Source organism: Microbacterium sp. Bi128, from assembly GCF_918698205.1.
This window is the reverse complement of record NZ_CAKKMM010001647.1, coordinates 1-1,050: the sequence shown is the minus strand read 5'-3', so window position 1 is coordinate 1,050 and position 1,050 is coordinate 1. Positions and strand designations below refer to the sequence as shown.

At 65.9% G+C, this 1,050-nt stretch carries 1 protein-coding gene; it reads right to left on the bottom strand.

The features are described from left to right. Positions 1 to 174: 174 nt before the first annotated feature. Positions 175 to 792 carry a DinB family protein gene (locus LQV45_RS35225; RefSeq protein ID WP_230012674.1) on the bottom strand — a complete coding sequence of 206 codons (618 nt, stop codon included), beginning with the start codon at positions 790 to 792 and terminating at the stop codon, positions 175 to 177. Positions 793 to 1,050: the final 258 nt, after the last annotated feature.

The following is a 1,050-nucleotide window of genomic DNA, read 5'->3' as shown; positions in this document are numbered from 1 at the left end:
GTTCCACTCTACTGAGCCGGCCCCCTGCCCGGTGAAGAATCCCTGCGGTCACCACGGCGTCCGCTGAACCACCGTCTTTCGGGCACCTATGCACCGACGCGGACTTAATCCTCTGTATCCACTCGACGTCGTAGAGACTCCGTCGGCTGAGCTGTCTGCGGTGCGCGCTCATCGCTACTGAGCATGGTGAACGTAGAGGTCGCGGAGCAGCGCGATCTCGGCTCCGTGGTGCAGGATCTCCTGGTTCTCCCACCACACGATCGTCGGAAAGGTCTCCTCGGCATCGCTGCCGTACGGGTAGCTGCTGAGCCCGGTCCGGTCATAGTCGGACTCATCGACACTGAGTAGTACCTGGCGCCAGTCGGCTGCGGCGTGACGGAACCTCTCGATGGCGCCGGCTGCATCTGGTCGTGATTCGTACGTCGCTCTATCGAACGTTCGGTCGCCCCCGAGGTGGTTGGCTCGGCCCAACAGCGTCTCGGAGATGTGGTCAAGCCGCCAGGCGATCGTCGTGAGGGGCGGAGGCCACGGACTTTCGGGGGCGCCGTCTCGCCCCCACTCACCCGCGCCGATGAGCTTGATGGCGCCCGGTCCGGGCCCATCGGCGCGCCTCCGCACCGACCAGCACGCGTCGACCGGTTCCCAGAGGTACTCGGCGTCCGTCAGTACCGGTACGTCGACGTCGCTGCCATCACCCGAGTTGCTGGTGGGCCCGGCGAGGCGAGTGAGGAGTCGTTCCGTCGCCCAGTCGTACTGCTCGAGCAGGGGCTCAAGTCGCTGATTGGTCATCATGGCATAGAGCCTAGCCTCCGCGAGAGGCCGTTTGGTGCCTACGCACGCTTGACGTTGTCCGAACGGACAAAGGCTGGTCTGGCTGCGGCGAAGGCCCGCGGCAGGCTGGGTGGCCGGCCGCGCACCATGACGGAGGGAAAGCTTGAAACGGCCCCGCAGCTGCGCAGTGAGCGACATACCCTCAAGGAGACCGCGCACCGGCTCAGCGTCAGCGTCTCGTCACTGACCCGGGCACTGAGCCAACGTGCTGTCCCGGAA